Annotated in this window: 19 protein-coding genes and 1 pseudogene; 13 read left to right on the top strand and 7 right to left on the bottom strand. The window is 63.9% G+C overall.

Going from position 1 to position 20974, the window contains the following annotated elements:
* On the top strand, positions 1-266 hold a 266-nt coding region (locus tag IE266_RS18830; protein WP_189681661.1), incomplete at its 5' end, for an IS3 family transposase.
* A 30-nt stretch (positions 267-296) separates the two neighbouring features.
* Here IE266_RS18830 and IE266_RS18825 read toward each other — a convergent pair.
* The 6 genes from IE266_RS18825 to IE266_RS18800 form a co-directional block, all read right to left on the bottom strand.
* Entirely contained in the window at positions 297-2765 is a 2469-nt protein-coding gene (locus IE266_RS18825; protein ID WP_189681660.1) for a GcvT family protein, read from the bottom strand.
* A gap of 82 nt (positions 2766-2847) precedes the next feature.
* A complete protein-coding gene (locus IE266_RS18820; protein ID WP_189681659.1) occupies positions 2848-3861 on the bottom strand; it encodes an ABC transporter ATP-binding protein in 1014 nt (337 codons plus the stop codon).
* Positions 3858-4856 (bottom strand): ABC transporter ATP-binding protein, encoded by a 999-nt coding sequence (locus IE266_RS18815; protein ID WP_189681658.1) that lies wholly within the window; start codon positions 4854-4856, stop codon positions 3858-3860. Before IE266_RS18815 ends, IE266_RS18820 begins: the two co-directional genes overlap by 4 nt.
* Positions 4856-5737: an ABC transporter permease gene (locus IE266_RS18810; protein ID WP_189681657.1), complete on the bottom strand. Its 882-nt coding sequence runs from the start codon at positions 5735-5737 to the stop codon at positions 4856-4858. The genes IE266_RS18815 and IE266_RS18810 overlap by 1 nt, the downstream gene beginning before the upstream one ends.
* On the bottom strand, positions 5734-6702 hold the full coding sequence (locus IE266_RS18805) for an ABC transporter permease (protein WP_229864280.1): 969 nt from the start codon (positions 6700-6702) through the stop codon (positions 5734-5736). The genes IE266_RS18810 and IE266_RS18805 overlap by 4 nt, the downstream gene beginning before the upstream one ends.
* Positions 6703-6759: 57 nt before the next feature.
* Positions 6760-8355, bottom strand: a complete 1596-nt coding sequence (locus IE266_RS18800; protein WP_189681656.1) for an ABC transporter substrate-binding protein — start codon at positions 8353-8355, stop codon at positions 6760-6762.
* Positions 8356-8488: 133 nt separating this feature from the next.
* Between IE266_RS18800 and IE266_RS18795 the strand changes: the two genes are divergently transcribed.
* The 5 genes and pseudogenes from IE266_RS18795 to IE266_RS18775 all read left to right on the top strand — a co-directional run bounded on the left by IE266_RS18795 (position 8489) and on the right by IE266_RS18775 (position 12605).
* On the top strand, positions 8489-9109 hold the full coding sequence (locus IE266_RS18795) for a helix-turn-helix domain-containing protein (RefSeq protein WP_189681655.1): 621 nt from the start codon (positions 8489-8491) through the stop codon (positions 9107-9109).
* A 19-nt stretch (positions 9110-9128) separates the two neighbouring features.
* Entirely contained in the window at positions 9129-10778 is a 1650-nt protein-coding gene (locus IE266_RS18790; protein ID WP_189681654.1) for an amidohydrolase, read from the top strand.
* Positions 10775-11722, top strand: a complete 948-nt coding sequence (locus tag IE266_RS18785) for a CobW family GTP-binding protein (protein WP_189681653.1) — start codon at positions 10775-10777, stop codon at positions 11720-11722. Before IE266_RS18790 ends, IE266_RS18785 begins: the two co-directional genes overlap by 4 nt.
* 22 nt (positions 11723-11744) lie before the next feature.
* A pseudogene (purU, locus tag IE266_RS18780) lies at positions 11745-11849 on the top strand (formyltetrahydrofolate deformylase); the annotation flags it as partial.
* Positions 11850-11900: 51 nt separating this feature from the next.
* Positions 11901-12605: an IS6 family transposase gene (locus IE266_RS18775; protein ID WP_189681652.1), complete on the top strand. Its 705-nt coding sequence runs from the start codon at positions 11901-11903 to the stop codon at positions 12603-12605.
* 186 nt (positions 12606-12791) lie between these two features.
* On the opposite strand, the gene IE266_RS18770 is transcribed toward IE266_RS18775, so the two are convergent.
* Positions 12792-13430, bottom strand: coding sequence for a GntR family transcriptional regulator (locus IE266_RS18770; protein ID WP_189681651.1), 639 nt, complete (start codon positions 13428-13430; stop codon positions 12792-12794).
* 118 nt (positions 13431-13548) lie between these two features.
* Between IE266_RS18770 and IE266_RS18765 the strand changes: the two genes are divergently transcribed.
* From IE266_RS18765 to IE266_RS18735, 7 genes are all read left to right on the top strand, one after another.
* The gene (locus tag IE266_RS18765) at positions 13549-14208 is read left to right on the top strand and encodes a flavin reductase family protein (protein WP_189681650.1); all 660 of its coding nucleotides are present in this window, start codon (positions 13549-13551) and stop codon (positions 14206-14208) included.
* A gap of 86 nt (positions 14209-14294) precedes the next feature.
* Complete coding sequence (locus IE266_RS18760; protein ID WP_189681649.1) at positions 14295-15335, top strand: ABC transporter substrate-binding protein; 1041 nt, start codon at positions 14295-14297, stop codon at positions 15333-15335.
* A gap of 34 nt (positions 15336-15369) precedes the next feature.
* Complete coding sequence (locus tag IE266_RS18755; RefSeq protein ID WP_229864278.1) at positions 15370-16119, top strand: ABC transporter permease; 750 nt, start codon at positions 15370-15372, stop codon at positions 16117-16119.
* Positions 16116-16886, top strand: a complete 771-nt coding sequence (locus IE266_RS18750; RefSeq protein WP_229864276.1) for an ABC transporter ATP-binding protein — start codon at positions 16116-16118, stop codon at positions 16884-16886. The genes IE266_RS18755 and IE266_RS18750 overlap by 4 nt, the downstream gene beginning before the upstream one ends.
* 682 nt (positions 16887-17568) lie before the next feature.
* Positions 17569-19197, top strand: a complete 1629-nt coding sequence (locus IE266_RS18745) for a TnsB C-terminal domain-containing protein (RefSeq protein ID WP_189681647.1) — start codon at positions 17569-17571, stop codon at positions 19195-19197.
* Positions 19175-20032 (top strand): TniB family NTP-binding protein, encoded by an 858-nt coding sequence (locus IE266_RS18740; RefSeq protein WP_229864274.1) that lies wholly within the window; start codon positions 19175-19177, stop codon positions 20030-20032. Before IE266_RS18745 ends, IE266_RS18740 begins: the two co-directional genes overlap by 23 nt.
* Positions 19978-20964, top strand: a complete 987-nt coding sequence (locus IE266_RS18735) for a TniQ family protein (protein ID WP_189681645.1) — start codon at positions 19978-19980, stop codon at positions 20962-20964. The genes IE266_RS18740 and IE266_RS18735 overlap by 55 nt, the downstream gene beginning before the upstream one ends.
* The last annotated feature ends 10 nt before the right edge of the window (positions 20965-20974 follow it).

The raw sequence follows: 20974 nt of genomic DNA, 5'->3' as shown, positions 1-20974 counted from the left end.
GCGAGCAGTTTCAACGGCTTCTGGCCGACAACGGCATCACCTGCTCGATGAGCCGGGCTGGAAACGTCTGGGACAATTCGGCGATGGAGAGCTTCTTTTCATCACTGAAGACCGAACGGACGGCCCGGAAGGTTTACCGCACCCGCAACAAAGCGCGTGCCGACGTATTCGACTACATCGAGCGCTTCTACAACCCGCGCAGGCGGCATTCGAAACTGGGCTACCTCAGCCCCATGGAGTTCGAGGCCCGCGCTATGCTAGCTTAACTGCTGTCCACGAAGCCGGCAGCAGCTCACTTAGGCCTTCGTTCGTTGCGAACGGGGATCGTAGAGCGGTCTCAGCGAAGCTTCGGCGGCGATACGATTGCCGGCGATCTCGATCTCCCAGCGCGAGGCGAGCAGGCTGGCGGCGTCTTCGCCGGGGCAGGGCACATAGCCCAGGCCGACCGCGCCACCGAGCGTGTGCCCGTAGTTGCCCGATGTCAGGTGGCCGACGATCTGGCCGTCGCGCAGGATCGGTTCGGCGTGGTAGAGCAGCGGCTCGGGGTCGGTCAGGCGGAATTGCAGCATCCGGCTGGTCAGCCCCTCGGCCTTCCTGCGCAGAACCGCGTCGCGGCCGATGAAATCGGGTTTCGCGGTCTTGACCGCAAAGCCGAGGCCGGCTTCGAGAACGTGGTCCTCTTCGGTGATGTCATGGCCGAAATGGCGGAAGCCCTTTTCGATTCGGCAGGAATCCATCGCGTGCAGGCCGCAGAGCCTGAGATCGAAGGCCGCGCCGGCATCCAGCAGGGTTTCGAGCACATGCGCGCCCTGATCGGTGGGCATGTAGATCTCCCAGCCGAGTTCACCGACGTAGGACACCCGGTGCGCGCGGGCCTGGCCGAGGCCGATGTCGATTCCCTGCGCGGTGCCGAAGGGATGCGCCGCGTTCGACCAGTCGTGCCAGGGGGCGGCCGCCTGCATCAGGTCGCGCGCCCTTGGCCCCATGACGGCGAGGACGCCTTCCGAGGCGGTGACATCGACGATCGACACAGCGCGTTCGCCCCGGTGGCGCATCAGCCAGCTGAGATCGCGCACCGTCGTGGCGGCGGGGGTCACGACGAGATAGCGCGTCTCGGACAGGCGGGTGACGGTCACGTCGGCCTCGATGCCGCCGCGGTCGTTGAGGAACTGGGTGTAGACGATCTTGCCGTCGGGCACCGCCATTTCGGCGCCGCAGACGTGGTTGAGGAAGCCTTCGGCATCGCGGCCGTCGACGATGATCTTGCCGAAGGAGGTCATGTCGTAGAGGCCGACGTTTTCGCGGATCGCGCGATGTTCGGCTGCTGAATTGTCGAACCAGTTCTGCCGTTTCCAGGAATAGGCATAGGCCGCCTCCTGGCCCGTGCCGGCGAACCAGTTGGCGCGTTCCCAGCCGGCGGTTTCGCCGAAGACCGCGCCGCGCTTGGCCAGCGTCTCGTGGAAGGGCGAGCGGCGGATCCCGCGCGCGGTGGCCTTCTGGCGGTAGGGGAAGTGGTCGGCGTAGAGCAGGCCCAGGGTCTCTTTCGCGCGTTCCACCAGGTAGGTGCGGTTGCCCATGAAGGGCTGCATCCGGCGAATGTCGACATCGGAGAGGTCGAAGGGCGGATAACCCCGCTCCATCCAGTGGGCCAGGGCCATGCCGGCACCGCCGGAGGACTGGATGCCCACCGAGTTGAAGCCGGCGGCGACGAAATAGCCGGCGATCTCGGGGGCCTCGCCAAGGTGGTAGGCATCGTCGGGGGTAAAGCTTTCGGGGCCGTTGAAGAAGGTGTGGATCCCGGCGCTTTCCAGCAGGGGCACGCGGGACACGGCCTTTTCCAGGATCGGCTCAAAGTGTTCGAAATCCTCGGGCAGCTGGTCGAAGCAGAAGTCTTCCGAGATGCCGTGTATGCCCCAGGGCTTGGAGACCGGCTCGAAGGCGCCAAGGAGGATCTTGCCGGCGTCCTCCTTGTAGTAGGCGCATTCGTCGGGCACGCGCAGTACCGGGAGGCGGGCCAGGTCGGGGATGGTTTCGGTGACGATGTAGAAGTGTTCGCAGGCCTGAAGCGGGATGTTGACGCCGTTGCGGCGTCCGACTTCGCCGGCCCACATGCCGGCGCAGTTCACCACGAAATCGGCAGCGATGGTGCCGGTCTCGCCGGTTTCGTCGGACTGCCATTTCACGCCCGCGACCGCGCGCCGCCCGCCGCGGAGCGTCTCGGTCACGGCGGTAACCTTGACGTGCTCGCGGATGTGGGCGCCGCGCATCCGGGCGCCCTTAGCCAGGGCCAGGGCGATGTTCGCCGGATCGCCCTGGCCGTCCTTCGGCAGGTAGACGGCCCCGGCGAAACCCTTGGTGTTCAGGTGCGGGTAGAGCGCCTTGAGCTCGGTTTCGCCCAGCGGTTCGACCTCGACACCGAAGGCCCGCGCCATCGAGGCCTGGCGGTAGATCTCTTCGCGCCGCTCGGCGGTCAGGGCCATGGTGATCGAGCCGTTGCGGCGGAAGCCGGTGGCCACGCCGGTCTCGGCTTCGAGTTCGCCGTAGAGCTCCTGCGAATACTTGCTGAGCCGGGTCATGTTGCGGGTGGCACGAAGCTGGGCGATCAGCCCGGCGGCGTGCCAGGTCGTGCCCGAGGTGAGCTGCTTGCGTTCAAGCAGCACCACGTCGCTCCAGCCGAGCTTGGCAAGGTGATAGGCGACCGAGCAGCCGGCGATGCCGCCGCCGATGATGACGGCTCGGGCGTGTTTCGGGATGGGCGGGGTCATGGCGGAGTCTCCGGAGCGGCGGGCAATGGGTGGGCCTGCGCCTGTCGCCAGGCATCAGGGAAGGGGTGGGCCTGGCGGGCGATCAGCCCGAGGGGGCCGCGCGGATCAGCGCCTCGCGCGCGGCGACCACCTCGGGGTCGTTCGCGCGGTGGCAGGCGACCGCATGGCCCTCGCCCGTGTCGGCCAGCGGCGGCGCGGCCTGGCGGCAGCGGTCCTGCGCATGGGCGCAGCGCCCGGCGAACCGGCAGCCCGAGGGCGGCGAGATCGGGCTGGGCGGGTCGCCCATGAGGCGGATCCGGCTGCTGGCGCCGCCGATGGCATGGGGCGAGGGCACCGCCGAGATCAGCGCGTGGGTATAGGGGTGCGACGGCCGGGTGAAGATCTGCCGGCGGCTGCCGGTCTCGACGATCTGGCCCAGGTACATCACCGCGATCCGGTCGCAGAGGTGCTGCACCACCGCGAGGTCATGGCTGATGAACAGGTAGGACAGGCCGAGATCCTGCTTGAGCCGGGCCAGCAGGTTCAGGATCTGCGCCTGGATCGCCACGTCGAGGGCCGAGACCGGCTCGTCGCAGATGATGAGGCGCGGCCGCGAGGCGAGGGCGCGGGCCACGCCGATCCGCTGGCGCTGGCCGCCCGAGAACTGGTGCGGGAACAGCTCTTTCTGGTCGGGTCGCAGGCCGACCAGGGCGAAGAGCTCGTCGACGCGGGCGGCGCGTTCGGCGGGCGTGCCGACCTTCAGCAGGTCGAGCGGGCGGCGGACGATGGCGCCGGCGCGTTCGCGCGGGTTGAGCGAGGCGTAGGGGTCCTGGAAGACCACCTGCACGTCGCGCCGCGCCGCTTTCAGCGCCTCGCCCTCGATCCGGGTGATGTCCTGGCCGTTCAGCCGGATCGTTCCGGCTGTGATGTCGTTCAGCCGCGCGCAGGCCAGCGCGGCGGTGGTCTTGCCCGAGCCGCTTTCGCCAACGAGGCCGAAGGCGACGCCGGGGGGCAGGGCGAAGGAGATGCCGTCGACCGCATAGACCTTGCCGCCGCCGGCGATGGGGAAGTGCACCTTGAGGTCACTCACCTCGAGAATGTTCTGCGTGCCGCTCATGCCGCTGCCTCCGTTTCCAGCCAGCAGGCTGCGGCGCGGCCATCGCCCAGCGGCGCCAGCACGGGGTTTTCGGTCCGGCAGCGCGCCATCGCGCGGGCGCAGCGCGGGGCAAAGGCGCAGCCGGGGCGGTTCAGTTCCCATGGGGAGGGGACGACGCCGGGGATCTCGAAGAGCGGCGCGGGGTGGTCGTCGGGCGGCAGCCGCAGGCGCGGGATGCAGGAGACCAGACCGCGGGTATAGGGGTGCCGCGGGTCGCGGATGAATTCGGCGACCGGGCCTTCCTCGATCTTGCGGCCGGCGTACATCACCATGACCCGGTTGGTCATCTGGGCCACCACGCCGATGTCGTGGGTGATGAGGATGATCGCGGCGCCGATCTTCTGCTTGAGTTCCTGGAACAGGTCGAAGACCTGCGCCTGCACCGTCACGTCGAGGGCGGTGGTCGGCTCGTCCGCGATCAGCAGCTTGGGTTCGCAGACCAGCGCGATGGCGATCATCACCCGTTGGCGCATCCCGCCGGAGAGCTGGTGCGGAAAGTCGTGGGCACGGGTGTCGGGCGAGGGGATGCCAACCAGGTCGAGCATCTCGACCGCGCGGGCCCAGGCCTTGGCGGGGCTCAGGCCGAAGTGGACGCGGGCGGTTTCGGCGATCTGTTCGCCGATGGTGTAGACCGGGTTGAGCGAGGTCATCGGCTCCTGGAAGACCATCGAGATGTCGTTTCCGCGCACCTGGTTCAGGCGGCGTTCGCCGGCCTGCACGAGGTCTTCGCCCTCGAAGAGGATCTGTCCCTTCGAGATCCGGCCCGGCGGGCTGGGCACCAGGCCCAGCAGCGACAGGGCGGTGATTGACTTGCCGCAGCCGGATTCGCCGACGATGCCCAGCGTATCGCCGTGGTCGAGATCGAAGGAGAGGTCGCGCACCACCGGGATGTCCTCGCCTTCGGTGCGGAAGGTGATCTCGAGGTTGCGGACGGAGAGGAGTTTTTTGCCAGTCATCACCGCTGCCTCAGCTTGGGGTTGAAGGCATCGTTCAGGCCGTCGCCGACGAGGCTGATCGCCAGCACGGTCAGGAAGATGCAGAGACCGGGGAAGGTGACGCCCCAGGAACTGTCGAGGATATAGGGGCGGTTGTCGCCGATCATGCGGCCCCAGCTGGTGGCGTTGGGATCGGAGAGGCCGAGGAAGGAGAGACCGGCCTCGAACAGGATCGCGGTGCCGATGCTGAGCGCGGCGACCACGATCAGCGGTGGCGCGGCATTGGGCAGGATCACGCGCCAGATCAGCCGGGCGTTGCCGGCCCCGATCGAGCGTTCGGCCTTGACGAATTCCATCTCGCGCAGGCGCATGAACTCGGCGCGGGTCAGACGGGCGGTCGAGGTCCAGGAGACGACGCCGATCGCGACGGCAATGTTGAGCAGCGAGGGCGAGAACAGCATCACCACCACCATCGCGAAGAGCAGGTTGGGCAGGACCTGGAAGAATTCGGTGATGCGCATCAGCACGTCGTCGACCCTGCCGCCGAAAAAGCCCGCGAGCGCGCCGACGGTGATCCCGATGAGCACGGTCAGCACGGCGGCGGAAAGGCCCACGGTCAGCGTCACCCGGCCGCCGTTGATGAGACCGGCCAGCAAGTCGCGGCCGAGGTAGTCGGTGCCGAGCAGGTATTCGGATTCGCCGGGCGGGGTCAGCGGCATCCAGACCATCTCGCGCGGGGGGACGGTATAGACATAGGGGCCGAAGACCGAGGCGAGGACGATCAGCGCGATGATGGCGAGGCCGAAGAGCGCCGAGTGGTTCTGCCGGAACATGCGCCAGGCCTGCCGGCCGGGAGAGACGGCTTCGGGCGCGCTGGCGGGTGTGGTCGATGTGGCGGTCATCGGGCTTTGATCCTTGGATCGACGCGGCGATAGACGACGTCGGTGACGAGGTTCATCACCACGACCATCACGGCGGAAAAGAACAGGATGCCGAGCAGGGTCGGCGTGTCGCGGCGCAGGATCGACTCGAAGGCCAGCGTGCCCAGGCCGGGCCAGGCGAAAACCGTCTCGACCAGCACCGCGCCCGAGATCACCTGGCCGAATTGCAGCCCGGCGAAAGTGACTACCGGAAGGATCGCGTTGCGCAGGGCGTGCTTGTAGATGACCATGCGCTTGGGCAGCCCCTTGGCCCGCGCGGTGCGGATATAGTCGGAGCCGAGCACTTCGAGCATGCTGGCGCGCGAGAGGCGCGAGTAGAAGGCCAGGTAGATCAGCGCCAGTGTCAGCGCCGGCAGCACGAGGTGGTGCAGCACGTCGAGGATGTAGAACAGGCCGGAAGCCGCGGAGTCGGCGCTGGACATGCCGGAGATCGGCAGCAGCGGGACCGATACCGACAGCAGCAGGATCAGCATGATCCCGACCCAGAAGACGGGGGCCGAGAAGCCGGCAAGCGAGATCACGGTCACCAGGTGGCTGAGCACCGAGCGGCGGCGCTGGGCCGAGAAGACACCGAGGACGGTGCCGAGGGCGATCGCGGAGAAAAGCGCGGTTGTAACCAGCAGGATCGTCGGGCCGATGCGCTCGGCGATCAGCGCGGTAACCGGCTGGTCATAGTAGAGCGAGTGGCCGAAATCGCCCTGTGCGATGCGGCCGAGATAGGTGCCGAGCTGCACGTAGAGCGGCTGGTCGAGGCCGAAGCGGCTGCGCAGCTCGGCGATCAGCTCGGGCGTGGCGCCGCCCATCTCGCCGACCAGGGCCTCGACCGGGTCGCCGGGGGCAATGTGGATCAGCGTGAAGTTCAGCACCAGCACCGCGATCATGAGCAGCAGGGCGTTCAGCAGTTTGCGCAGGGATCCCTTGAGCACGGACAGTCCTTCCGAGGGGGTTGCATGGCCGGCCCGGGCGGGCCGGCCATTGGCCGATCACTTGTCGAGGTAGACGTCGTAGAAGGGCGAGAGCGCGCCGAAGGGCGAGTCCGGCAGGTTCGCCACGCCGTCGCTGTAGACGGTCGCCGAATAGTCCTGCGGCATGTAGATGAAGACGAGGTCTTCCTGCACCTTGCGCTGGATGTCGGCGTAGAGCGCCTTGCGCTTGGCCATGTCGGTTTCGACCGCGGCGGCGCCGAGCAGCGTGTCGACCTCGGGGTTGCAGTAGCCCTGGGTGTTCGACCAGATCACGTTCTTGATGTTGTCGCAGTCGAAGTGACGATGCACGCCGATGGTTGGGTCGGGGTAGTTGAACGAACCGTTCATCGTGGCCTCGTAGTCCCAGCTGGACACCCGCTTGACCCAGGTGCCGAAGTCGGGGGCCTTGCGCAGTTCGACGTTGATCTTGAGCTTGGCGAGCTGGGCCTGGATGTATTCGGCCATCGGAACGTGGGCCGCGGGCGCCCAGCTCGGAACGTCGAGCACGAAGGAGAAGCGCGAGCCGTCGGCGCCGACCGGGTAGCCGGCGGCGTCGAGCATTGCGGCCGCCTTGTCCATGTCGGGTTCATAAGTGGGAACATCTGCCGAATAGAACGGGTTGCCGGTGTGCAGCGGCCCGGTGCCGGGGACCGTGCGGCCGCCGAAGATCACCTTGGCGAGGAAACCCGTGTCGATTGCATGGGCCAGTGCTTCGCGCACCTCGCGCTTGGAGAAGGGCTCGTTGCGCAGGTTCAACTCGAGATAGTGGACATATCCGATGGCCTCGTAGCCGTCGGTCGTCACATGCGCGCCCTTGGCCTTTTCGAGCCGTGAGGCATCGTTCGGTCGGATGCCGGCGAAGGGGGCATAGTCGATTTCGCCCTTTTCCAGCATCAGCACGCGGGTCAGCGGATCCTTGACCATCGGGTAGACGATCTTGTCGAGATGCGGTTTGCCCTTGAGGAAGAAGTCCTGGTTCTTGACCAGCACGAGGCGTTCGGCGGGGTTGTTTTCCTCGACCTTGAAGGGGCCCGAGCCGACCACGTTCTCCATGTTGCGGGGATGGGTCTTCATGTCCTGGCCGTCGCCGTAGACGTGCTTGGGCAGGATCGGCATCAGGAGCGGCTGGAGCGAGTAGAGCAGGCCGGGAACCGGCTTGGCGAGGTGGAGCACGACCTTGTCGGGGGCGGGCACCTCGATGCTTTCGACGTTGCCGAACATCGCGCTGCCGAAGGGATGGTTGGCGCGGACCGTTTCGAGCGAGAACTTGACGTCTTCGCCGGTGATCGGCTGGCCGTCATGGAACTTGGCGCCGCCGACCAGGTCGAAGGTCACGGTGAGCTGGTCGTCGGAGACCTGCCAGGCGTCGGCGAGGTAGGGCTGGACCACGTAGTCCTTGCCGACCGTCACCAGGCCCGCGAAGATCTGCGACCCCGGCGCGCCGGTGGCGGCGCCGGACTGCACCGCCGGGTTGAGCGTGCGGTAGCCGCTGGTGAAGGTGGTCAGCGTGCCGCCGTCCTTCGGGTCGGCCTGCGCGATGGGTGCGAGGCCGATGGCGGCGGCCAGCGCGATGGGCGCGGCGCTGGTGAGTCGTCTGGCCAGTCTTTCAAGCATTTCCTGTTCCCCTGTTGGTTGTTGAAGGCTTCAAGGCCGTGAAATTTTCGAGTGAACTTTTCAGAGCTTGCCACGAGAGTGAAATAATGCAACAAAATTTTCACATATCCGGAAATCTGCCAGGATCAGGAAGATGAGTTCGAAAACGGCGAGCAAAAAGAAACAGGCCGCTGCCGGAGAGCTTGCGGCCAGTCCGAACCAGCCGGTCGGGCGGCAGATCCGCGAGCTGCGCCGGTCGCGTGGGTTGACGCTGACCGACGTGGCCAATGCCATCGGCCGCTCGGTGGGGCATCTCAGCGAGCTGGAGCGCGGCGTCAGCCCGATCACGCTCGACACGCTCGACAAGATCGCCCGCACGCTGGATGTCTCGATCAGCTGGTTCTTTTCGGCGGCCTCGGCCGAGGAACTGCCCGAAAGCAAGTTCGTGGTGCGCCGGAGCGAGCGGCGGGAGATCAACCTCAGCCGTTCGGGCGTCCGCGAGGAACTGCTCTCTCCGCACCTGACCGGCGGGCTGGAGATGGTGATGACCACCTTCGCCCCCGGCGCCGGCACCGGCGAGGAGGGGCGGATGCGCCGGGGCGAGGAGGGCGGATATGTTGTGTCCGGCCAGCTTGAGCTGCGCATCGACGGCCAGACCATCCTGCTCGAAGCCGGGGACAGCTTTCAGATGACCGAGATCGGCCGCCATTGGTGCCGCAACCCGGGGCCGGTGGATGCAGTGATCGTCTGGTCCTTCAAGTCGGCGAATTACTGAACAAATTTGGGAGATTAGCATGTCTGGAATCACCGTCTTCACCGCCCGCAAGATCGTCACGATGAACGAGCCGATGCCGGAGGCCACGGCGGTAGCGGTGCGGGACGGCCGGATTGTCGAGGTGGGCAGCCTGGAGACGCTGAAACCCTGGCTCGACCGTCACCCGCACCGGATCGACCGGCAGTTCGAGAACCATGTGCTGATGCCGGGATTCATCGACCCGCATCTGCATCCGACGCTGGGGGCCATCCTGCTGCCCTGCCATTTCATCACCGCGATGGAATGGAAGCTGCCCGACCGAACCTGCGCGCCGGTGACCACGCACGAGGACTACCTGGCGCGGCTGGCCGAGATCGTGGCGGGCGAGGGCGCGGCAGAAGAGATCGTGGTGACATGGGGGTTCCACCGCATCTGGCATGGCAATGTCGACCGGACGGCGCTCAATGCGGTTTCGGGCGACAAGCCGATCTTCGTCTGGCAGCGGTCGTTCCACGAGATCATCGCCAATGATGCGGCCATCGACTGGATGGGCGTCGCGCGCGCCGACCTTGAACGGCATCCGCAGATCGACCTGGACTCGGGGCGGTTCTTCGAGACCGGGCTGGCGGTGGCCACGCAGGCGATGAACCGCGTGCTGCTGAGCCCGCAGCGGTACGGGCGCGGGCTGGAACTGGTCAAGCAGACGGTGCACCTGGGCGGGCACACAACCATCGGGGAGCTGGCCTATCCGCTGATGAACGATGCGCTGGAATGGCAGGTTCTGAGCCATACGCTCGACCGGGAGGACACGCCCTTCCGCATGAAGATGGTGCCGCGCGCGCTTCAGCGGGGCAATTTCGAGGGCACCGCCGAGGACGACGTGAAGCGCATCGATGCCTATGCCGAACGCAGCACCGACAAGCTGTTCTTCGGGCGGAACGTCAAGCTGTTCACCGACGGCGGCTTCTTCGCCGAGTTGATGCAGATGCGCGAGCCGGGTTTCATCGACGGGCACCACGGCGAATGGCTGATGGCGCCGGAAGCCTTCGAAACCTATGCAAGGGCGCTCTGGCTGGCGGGCAAACAGATCCACGTGCATTGCACCGGGGACATGGGGCTGGAGCTGGCGCTCGACGTGCTGCAGAAGCTGCAGGACGAGAAGCCGCGCTTCAACCACCGCTTCACCATCGAGCACTTCGGCGTCTCGAACCCGGAGCAGGTGCGGCGGATCAAGGACCTGGGCGCCATCGTCTCGGCCAATGTCTATTACGTACACGAGCTGGGGGAAGCCTATTGGAAGGAGTCCATCGGCCATGAACGCGCCAGCCAGATGGCGCGGCTCGGCTCGTTGGAGCGGGCGGGGGTTCCCTTTGCGCTGCACTCCGACTTTACCATGGCGCCGGCATTGCCGCTGAACTCGGCCTGGGTCGCGGTCAACCGGATCGCCGAATCTGGGGCAGTGATGTGCCCGCAGGAGCGGGTTTCGGTCGAGGCGGCGATGCGGGCGATCACCATCGACGCGGCCTATGTGCTGGGCATGGAGGACGAGGTCGGCTCGATCCGGGCCGGGAAGAAGGCCGATTTCACGGTGCTGGAGCAGGACCCCTTCGAGGTGGCGCCGGAGGCACTACGCGATATCCCGATCTGGGGCACGGTCTTCGAGGGGCGGCCGTTTCCGATCGTTCGATGAGCGGGCGCATCCCGGTCACGGTGCTGTCGGGCTATCTCGGCGCCGGAAAGACGACGATCCTGAACCGCGTGCTGGCCGGGGCGGGCGGGCAGCGGGTCGCGGTGCTGGTGAACGATTTCGGCCCGATCAACATCGATGCCGCGCTGGTGCGTCAGCGCGGCCGTGACGTCATCGAGCTGAGCAATGGCTGCGTCTGCTGCACCATCGGCGACGACCTTGGCGCGACGCTCAGCGCCATCGCGGTACGGCCCGAGCGGCCCGACCGCGTTCTGATCGAGGCGAGCGGCGTGGCCGAACCGGCGCGGATCGGCATGTTGGCGGGGCACTGGCCGGGCTTCGAGCTTGATGCGGTGCTGGTCGCCGCGGATGCCGAGACGATCCGCCGCCGGGCCGGCGACAAGTTCGTCGGCCAGCTGGTGCGCAACCAGCTCGACAGTGCGGATATCGTGCTGCTGACGAAGACCGATCTCTGCGAACCGGAGGACGTCCACGCGACCGAGGCCTGGCTGCGCGCGCGCCGGAAGGGGGCGCGTGTGGTGCCCATTTCGCAGGGGCGCGTGCCGTCCTCGCTGCTTTTCGCTGCGGGCATCTGCGCGCCCGATTACGCCGGTTCCGTCTTGCCCAAGGCCCAGGCGGGCTTCGTGACACGGACCTGGTGCCCTGCGGGGCCGGTCGACCTTGCCCGCCTCGAGGCCGCCTTCGCCGCGCTGCCGGCGAGCGTTCATCGCGCCAAGGGGTTCGTCGCTGATGCGGTGACCGGAAGGGCGGCGCTGATCCAATGCGTCGGCAGCCGCGCCAGTGTGACGCCGGCCGCGCAGGGAGCCCCCGGCGTGGTCTTCATCGCTGTCGGGGATCCTGCGCCGCTGGAAGCTTTCTGCGCGGGGCTCGACGCGGCCGTTGAACCCCTGGCCGGCGACGGTGCGCGCGGCCCGACCTCATCCTGAACAACCTTCCCGGAACATCCGAATGACCGAATATTGCCTGACCGTGACCTGCCGTTCGACCCGCGGCATCGTCGCCGCGATCTCCAGCTATCTTGCGGCCCATGGCTGCAACATCACCGACGGTGCTGTCAAGGGAACCTGACTTGAGGCGGAGGGATGGGCTGGGTAGCCTTTGGCTATGACCCAGCGCTCACCGTTCCGCTACTTCAAGACGTCGTCCGAGATCATCCGGCTGGCGGTCATGATGTACATCCGCTTTCCGTTGTCGCTACGGAACGTCGAGGATCTGTTGCACGAGCGCGGCGTCGAGGTCAGCCACGAGACGGTGCGGTTTTGGTGGCACCGCTTCGGGCCGCTGTTCGCTTCGGAGATCCGAAAACGGCGCGTTGAGGGGATGCGGTCGAGCCGCTGGCGCTGGCACTTGGACGAAGTCTTCGTGAAAATCAACGGCGAACGGCACTACCTTTGGCGGGCGGTCGATCACGAGGGCGAGGTGCTCGAGAGCTTCGTGACGAAGAAACGGGACAAGAAAGCAGCATTGAAATTCTTGAAGAAATCGCTGAAGCGGCATGGCCGCGCCGAAGAAATCGTGACCGACCGACTGCGGTCCTATGGTGCCGCCCTCGACGATCTCGGTATCCGGGACCGACATGAGACAGGACGCTGGGCCAATAATCGTGCGGAGAATTCGCATCAGCCGTTCCGAAGGCGCGAACGGGCGATGCTCCGCTTCCGCCGCATGCGAACGTTACAGTTGTTCGCCGCCGTCCACGCCTCGGTCCACAATCTATTCAACCAGGAACGCAACCTCTCTTCCCGCACCATCTTCAAGCAGAACCGTGCCGCCGCTCTCGACGAGTGGCGCGGTCTCTGCGCGGAATAGGGACGCCTTCCTCCTGCGATGCGAGACTGGTTCGCATTTGTCTGCCAGCACCCTCGCTTCCTGTTCGGCGGGGCCGCATCTCTGAGTCTACTCCAGCCTGAGGGCCTTGCAACGCAGTCTCGCCACTATCTTGTTCCCAAGGGGGCGGTTGTAGGGGGGGGCCGCTCACGGGACATTAAGGTCATTTCATCTTGAAGCCTGGCGAGCCACAACTTCAAGTGCGAACCCCACAAGATAATCGTTAAGCGCCCGCGACGCGTCTCCTGCTGCTTCTGCGTTTCCATCAGCGATGGCCGTGAGGATTTCACGATGCAGGTCTCGCCCTCGCTCGATGTCACCTTGTTCCTCGTGTGCATGGACGATCCAGAACCGGCGCGACAAACCCTGCAGCGGTAGCATCAGGGACCCGAGATAGCGGTTCCCGGCGGCTTCAAGGATAAGGGCATGGGTTTCCCGGATCGTGTCGGTGTATTCCTGCAAGGTGAACCGGCCTTCCAGGCGGGATGCCAGACTGCGCATTGCCGCCCGCTGCGCCGAGGTGGCACGTTTGCAGGCAAGCTCGACGGCCAGGACCTCCACAGCGCGTCGCACCTCCAGTCGGCTCAGTTGATCCTCGACGGTGATGGACGGTATCTCGATTCCGCGGCTGGGATGTATCCGGATCATGTAGCTGGGCGCGAGGCGTTGGATCGCCTCACGAATCGGCGTCCTCCCCAAGCCAATGAGCTCGACGATCGTGCGTTCAGAGAGCATCGCGCCGGGCGGGAGTTCGCCACGCTCGATCATGCCCTGCAGCATCGCAACTGCTTGCTCTGTCTTGTTCATTTCCGACTCCAGCCCGGATGCGGCGCTCCTTGCCGATCTATACCAAGGTGCATTGACATACTACCGATATATCTGCCATATATTTCAGCAAGTGGACAAGGCCGACAGGAGTGCAGCCATGAAATACTCACCCGGATCAGAGTGCTGTCCGTTGCCGTTTTCGCCCTTCAAGAGCTGCACGGTGCCGCGCCCTATCGGCTGGTTGTCCAGTCGCAGCGCTGCCGGAGTCGAAAACATCGCGCCCTACAGTCAGTGGCAAAACCTGACTTTTGATCCCCCGATGGTCATGTTTGCGGCGAACCGGTATCCGGATGGTCGACGCAAGGACACGGTCCTGAACGCCGAGGAAACCGGCTGGTTTGTCTGGAACATGGCCACCTATGCCCTGCGCGAGGCGGTTAATGTCAGTGCGATGGCCTTGCCCCCCGAGGAAAGCGAGTTCGATCGGATCAACGTGACCCGCGTCTATTCTGACAACGGCGCGGTGCCGATGGTATTGGAAAGCCCGTGCAAGTTTGAGTGCCGGTATCTCAGCACGCACACCATGCGCGGTAACTCCAATATGGGCACCGTCGACGTCGTCTTTGCCCAGGTCGAGAAGATCCACATCGACGACAAGGTAATCCTGCCTGATGGACGGTTAGACATCGCTGCGATCGAGCCGATCGCCCGACTGGGCTATTTCGACTACACCGTGATCCGCGAAACCTTTGAAATGCGCGTTCCCGGATCAGATGCCGATGCTCGTGCCGGTTTGGAAGGCCGCGCCGGCACCTGACCGGCTGGTTTGCACCATGAGAGATATCAATAGCCCCGCCGCGCCACACGCGCCAAGGCGGACAATCGACAGAGGAGGATTTCGAAATGACGCAGCGTAATCACAATACCGTGAAGGCCCTGTCGCGGCGGTCGGTTCTTGGCGGCATCGGCGCGGTTTCTGCCTTGGCGGCAACCGGCCATCCACTTCGGGCGCAGACGCTGACGCCAGTCCGTGTGACCACGGCACTGCGATTGGCGAATTATACTCCGGCCTACACCGCACTGCGCGAAGGCATCTTTGCAAAGCACGGGCTTTCGGTCGAGATCTCCGCCGCCAGTTCCGTGGCCGAACCGATTTCCATCCTGAATGCCGGCCGTGCTGAATTTGCGATGACCGGAACGGGCATGGCCGTGAACTCTGCCATCGAGGGCGCCGATACTCGCGTCATCGCCAAAATGGCGGGTGCGATCGGGCTGTGGTTCATCTCGAAGCCCGGTGCGGGCGTCAAGACGTTAGAAGATCTGAAGGGCAAGACCATCGCTTCCTACCGTTTCCCGTCAAACACAGTTTCCTCTCCGACCTATGCGATGAAGTCGGTGGGCGGGTTTGATCCCAAGGACGCTGGCGCGAACTTTGTCGAAGGACCGCTGGGGTCGATCATCCCGACTGTAGTGGATGGTCGTGCCGATCTGGGCTGCGTGTTCGAATGGGACGCCAGCATTGCCGAAGCCGTTCACGGACTGGAAGTTTCGCTGCCGCTGGCGGGTGTTCTGGGCCCGATCGCCTTTACCTCGACGCTGGTGTCGGCGGCCTACGCCGAAAAGAATCCCGAGGTGGTGCAGTCCTTCGTCAACGCCTTGACCGAAAGCATGCAACTGTTGCACGCGGATCCCGGCGTCTATGCCCGCGTCTCAGCGCAGGAATTCGATCAGGTTCCCGGTGCTGCAATCGAGGCTGGCGCCAAGCGCCTGCTCGGGACGGAAGGCGTCGTTCCGCGCAACCCTATGCTGACGCCCCACGAGTGGGATGCCATTGTCGCCCACGATCTGGCAGCGGGTACCGTGCGCGGGCAGGGTGACTATGCCTCTCTGGTGGATATGTCCTATGCCGAACGCGCCATCGCGTCGCTGGCCAACCAGGGCTGACCGCCAAGACCACTTCAACAGGGGGATGCCGGTCATGTCATGGTCGCGCTTGAGGTATCTGCCAGGACAGATCGGTCTGGCAATGGTGGTGTTCGCTATATGGGAAGGCCTTGTGCAGGCCGAGGTGCTGTCAGCGCACCTGTACGGTTATCCGTCGGGAATCGCGGCCAAGGTCTATGGGCTTCTGTCGACGGGCGAACTGTTCCGCCACGCCGGGGTGACGGCCTTCGCCGCTATCCTTGGCTTTCTCCTAGGCAGTGCGATCGGCAGCTTTGCAGGACTATGCCTTTGGCTGAATGAGACCGTGGCAAGGATTGTGCGGCCGTTCATTGTTGCCATCAATGGAGTGCCAAAGATCGCATTCGCCCCACTGATCATCGTGTGGTTCGGCATCGGGATCGAATCCAAGATCGCCATTGCAGCCGCGCTGACCTTCATCGTCAGTCTGATAGCCACCTACAATGGCACGCTTGAAACCGACCGTGACCTCTTGCGACTGATGCGATCGCTGGGGGCCACCCGGTTGCAGTCCTGGCGCAAGGTTGTGGTTCCTGCAGCCCTGCCTTGGGTCCTGTCCACCCTGAGGCTGAACGTGGGATTTGCCCTGATTGGAGCGGTTGTGGGTGAATACATCTCGTCCCAGGAGGGTCTCGGGTATCTGGTCTACTATTCAGGCGTCCTCTACGATCTGAACGGGGTTTGGGCCGGTATCCTTGCTTTGATGGTCGTGGCCCTTCTGATGGATCGCGGCGTGACCGAAATCGACCGGAGGCTGCGGTGGTGAACAAACATTATCCGCTGGAGACCAGGGGCCTTTCGGTCACCTTCAATGCGGGCGGCGAAAACGAGGTGGTCGCCTTTTCCGATATCACCTTCACGCTGAAGGCGGACGAAATCCTCGCCATCGTTGGCCCGTCGGGTTGCGGAAAGTCCACTTTGTTCAATGTCATTGCTGGGCTGCAGCCGGCTACCGTCGGCGAGGTCTTCGTCAACGGCACCCGTGTTCTCGATGCCAAGGGCCAGGTCGGCTACATGCTGCAGAAGGACATGCTGCTGCCTTGGCGGTCCGTTCGGGAAAACGTTGGTCTCGGGCTTGAAATCAAGGGTGTCCCTAAAGAAGAGCGCAACGCGGTTGCCGATCGATTGATCGCTGCTTACGGGCTGAAAGGTTTCGAGAACTCGAAACCCGGAACCCTGTCTGGCGGTATGCGTCAGCGTGTGGCCTTCATGCGAACGCTGGCGCTGGATCCGGACGTGATCCTGCTTGATGAACCATTTTCTGCGCTCGACTTCCAGACACGCATTCTGTTGCAGGGCGAGGTCATGGATATCATCGGCAAGCAGCGGAAGAGCGCGATCCTGGTCACCCACGATATCGGCGAGGCCATCACCATGGCCGACCGAGTGATGATCCTCAGCCGCAGGCCGGGGCGAGTGAAGCAAATCGTCAGCATCGACCTAGATCGCGATGAACGCGATCCGGTCAAGCTGCGCAGCAACACACGGTATCAGGAGTACTTCCAACTGCTCTGGTCAGAACTCGACATCTAGCTCAATTAGGCTCCGACCGAACGGTTCAGAAGTGGCCCGCCGGAGGTGGCTTCCCTGGATTCCCGCCGGGAATCCACCCTGCCAGCAAGAAGTCAGCGTAAGTCTCTGAAATGGATTCGAAATTTCGCGCGGATCGGCCGGGGTGGCTTCCAGGTGGCTTCCCCGGTGAGAATCCATGTCGCTAGCGAAATGCCGGACTGCGCCCCCCCGCATACGTTCTGGGCCGGGGAGGAACCATTGGGAGGGGGCGGGACAGGCAACAATCAGTTAGTCGTCATCATCGCCAAAATTGAAGCCTGACCAATCCCCAGGCGGCGCAGCGAAATCATCGTCGTCTTCGACTTCGTCGTCATAGCCATACCGTGTTCTACTGATTGCCCTACTATTGGCCTTCTTGATAGCAGTGAGGTGGGCGTCAAAATCGATCAGGCGAATTTTCCTCTTGGCGAGGTGTTCGAACTCATCTGCATAATGGCCTGAAAAGGATGCCTTAGAAAAAGTCTGTGATCGTGTGTCACTGTATCCTAATTAATCAGAATCTGGTCTGAAATTTTCCTGTGTTATCAATGGCGGCCTGTATTCTTAATTTTCATATTGTACCGTTAATTACCATACTGTACCCTTAATTGCCGTACGGTCGGAACTGTGGATAAGTGTCGGCCTGTTGGGGCGGGGGATTAACGTGGCCAGCGAGCGTCTTGCGAAACATCGTGCAGCGGTTCTTCGGCCGATCCTGGAGCTTGAGAAGAGGGGCGAGCCGATCAGCGCGGCTATTGGCGATGCGGCCTGGGAACTGGGATTGGCGAAAAGCCACACATGGTCGCTCTACCGGCGTCTGAGAGAGAACGATGCACGTGCCACGGCGTTGGAGTTGGACCGTCGCGGGCCGAAGCCGGGGTCAAAACGGATCGCGCAAGGGGTCGAAGACCTCATCGATGAAAGCTTGCGCAGGTACTATCTGGTCCGCGAGCGGTCGAGCTTTTTACGAATCTGGCGGGAGATCCGCGCGGAATGCGAGGCGAAAGGGTTCCAGCCGCCAACCCGGAAGACTGTGAAGGCCCGGCTTGACGCGATGGATCAGCGAAAGGTTTCGATGAAGCGGCATGGAGCGCAGGAAACTGACAAGGTCTTTGCCGCGCGTCCCGGCTGCCTAGAAATCGCGGCTCCGCTGGAGGTTGTTCAGATTGATCACACGACGGCGGACATCATGCTGGTCGATCACGTCAATCGGCAGCCGCTTGCGCGCCCCTTTCTGACGGTAGCCATTGATGTTGCGACCCGGATCGTTCTCGGGGTCCATGTCACCTTCGATGAGCCATCTGTCTTGTCGATCGCCCTGTGTCTCGATCACTGTATGCGCCGGAAATCGGTGCACCTTCCTGGCACAATGGAAGAAGTGGTTTGGCCGACGGGCGGTATCCCGAAGGCGATCCACGTAGACAATGCGCAGGAGTTCCACAGCGACGCCTTCAGAATGGCCTGCGAAGATTGGGGCATTGCTGTCGAGTATCGTCCGCTTGGTGGCAAACACTACGGCGGCCATGTCGAACGGCTGATCGGAACGACCATGGGGGCCGTTCACGTGCTGCCCGGGACGACACAGTCCTCAATCGTCGAGAAGGGCGACTATGACAGTGAGAAGCATGCGGCCTTGACCCTGGTCGAGTTCGAGGATTGGCTTCATCTGGAAATCTGCCGCTACCACAACTCGGTTCACGAGGTCCTCGGCCGCACGCCGCTGGCTGCCTGGGCTGACCTGGGTGGGGATATTGCGGGGCGGCAGGTCGTTGACGTCGAAGCCTTTCGGATAAGCTTCCTGCCTTTCGAGTGGCGCCAGCTCGGGCGCACCGGGATCACGCTCTTCGGGGTCCATTATTGGAGTGATGTCTTCGCGGCGCTGGTCGGACGCGGGCAGGGCAAGGTACAGGTGAAATACGATCCGAGAGACTTGTCGCAGGTCTGGGTCATCACCGATGATGGCCGCGTGATCCCTGCTCGGTATCGGGATCTGAGCCGCCCGCGGATATCGCTTTGGGAAAGTCGTCGTGCGCGGAAAGAATGGCAGGATAAGCATGGGGGCCGGATCAACGAGCGGGCCCTGTTCCAACTGATCGATGCGCAACGACGGTTGGCCGAGGCGGCGCGCCAAAAGACGCGGACTGCCCGGATGGAAACCGAAAGAGGTGCTCGGCTTCCCCGGCACCAACCGCGCCGCGATCCATCGCGCGAAATGTTCGCGATCGACACGGGCAACCCTGATCTCCCCACCTATCCGATTGATGAGTTTGATGACCCCAGACGAAAGAATTGACCGCATCCGCGGCGATCACTGGATCGCCTTCGACCGCGCCACGATCGTTCTCAACCGATTGACATCCCTGATGGAAATGCCGCAGCAGAGCCGGATGCCCGGCCTGATGGTCTATGGGAGTTCTGGTATCGGCAAGACGATGATCGCCAAGCGTATGGCGAGCAAGTACCCGACACAGTACAATGCGGAGTTGGGCGCGACGAAGACGCCCATCCTGCTGGTTCAGGCCCCGCCCGCACCGGATGAGCGACGGTTCTATCAGCACATCCTGGCGACGATCGGTGCGCCGATGTGGGGTCGGCATACCGTGTCCGAACTCGAGGTGCGTGCGCTTAGCCACCTTCGGGACATGGACTTGAGAATGCTGATGATCGACGAGGTGCACAATCTTCTTGCTGGAAGCTACCGGGAACAACGTCGCTTCCTGAACATGCTTCGGTTCCTCGCCAACGATCTCTGTGCCTCGCTCGTCGTCTTTGGGGTGAACGAAGCCCTCGAGGCCGTTCGTGGAGACGACCAACTGGCCCGCCGTCTGGACGAACACTACCTGCCGCTCTGGGAAGATGACGTAGAGTTCTCCCGGCTAATCCAGACGTTGATCGCCGCGATGGCGCTCGAACAACGGTCAGGCCTGACGGTCGCGTCGCTTCGAACGATCCTGAAGGTTACCGGGGGGATCACGTCGCGCGTGTTCATCATGATAAAGTCCCTGGCCGTCGATGCGATCGAAACCGGAGAAGAGCGGATCACGGACGAAGCAGTTCAGGCCTGGCAACCGGTTTGGACGAAGCACGCCTGGAACATCCCTCGCCAGCCTGCCGCCGCATTCGGGTGAACGTCAGACCGTTACCGTTCCGGCTACCGCCGGCGCGCGATGAGCTTCTGTCCAGCTGGATCGGGCGACTGGCGAAGGCCAATCATTGTTCGGTTGAAGAGCTTTGTGGCCATCTGGGTTTGGGGCAGGGCAGGGTGCCGGAATGTGCGAACGACCTGCGGGCGGTGAACTGGGCCAGGCTATGCGGTGCGGTTCAGCGGTCCCCGGCTGAAATCGCCGCCATGTGCCTTTCGGAAGCGACGCATCATTCGCTGCATATCGTGTCGCGGTATGACTTCCAGCATTGTTGGGCGTGTGTCGAGAAAACGCCCGATCTGGTTCTTCGCCATTGGCGCTTGGCGTGGTCGATGACCTGCGAAACCTGCGGCCAAGCTCTGGCAACTAAGTATCCAGCCAAAGATGTATCAGGCAGGCTTCGTGCTCGAGCTGTAGTCGGCGCGGAAGCTCTGAAGACGGCTGCCGCCGCGAACGATCCCAGACGGTTGCGCCGGGTGGACTTGACCTTGCATCTCATAGCAGTTCTGAAGATCGGGAACCTGGGGGCGCTCACTTCGGGGAACGAGCGCGCAAGGTTTATGGCGCTTGCCGCGGTTGGTTTAAGCGTGACCCGTCCCTTGGTGGGTGCCGCCATCATCCTGCGAGGAAACGACCGGGCGGCCCAGGAGTTGCGCCGCGTCTTTCCTCAGCATCGTCGGGTGATTGAGCGGGTCCGTGCGTTGTCGCGGGATCTCGACCAGCGGCTTCCGGGGCGGACGGAAACAGAGCATCCGACCGGGCAGAAAACGCATGGAACGAGCCGCCCAAGTGTATCCGAGAGCGCTTTGCAAGCAGCGCGTCAGGCCATATCCGAGCTTGGCGCCGGCGCAAACCGTGAAGCGCTTCTGGCGCGCGCCGATGCAATCTGGAAAAGCACAGGTGGTGTCAGATCCTGAGGCGTGGAGC

Source organism: Seohaeicola zhoushanensis (assembly GCF_014656415.1).
Lineage (GTDB): Bacteria > Pseudomonadota > Alphaproteobacteria > Rhodobacterales > Rhodobacteraceae > Seohaeicola_A > Seohaeicola_A zhoushanensis.
This window is presented reverse-complemented; position numbering and strand designations above follow the sequence as displayed.